The 263-nt window shown below is 54.4% G+C and carries 1 protein-coding gene; it reads right to left on the bottom strand.

The window, feature by feature from the left end; translation table 11 throughout:
• Positions 1 to 263, bottom strand: a 263-nt coding sequence (locus BWI93_RS27865) for a hypothetical protein (protein WP_176454242.1), incomplete at both ends; no start/stop codon positions are given.

Genomic DNA, 263 nt, shown 5'->3' with positions numbered 1-263 from the left:
ATTTCAATCTGTTTCGAGAAGGGGGTATAGGCTCCCGATTCAGTCAGTCGGCCCCGAACTTTGACGTAAAACTTATCCCCGCCGTAGGTCTGGATGTCCTGTGAGCGAAGACCCGCGGCGAGTCCTCCCGCCTCCAGGTTGTAATGCAATGAGTCGCCAATACTCACGAAGACATCCCAGCTGATCACGTCCGTGCGGGCAATTGACCAGTTTACTTTCAGCTTACTCGAAGACGCATCAAACGTACCCGTCGCAGTCGGTGC

The sequence above is a fragment of the Siphonobacter sp. BAB-5385 genome (assembly GCF_002261125.1).
GTDB lineage: Bacteria > Bacteroidota > Bacteroidia > Cytophagales > Spirosomataceae > Siphonobacter.
The sequence above is the reverse complement of the archived record's forward strand: the minus strand, read 5'-3'. Positions and strand labels throughout refer to the sequence as shown.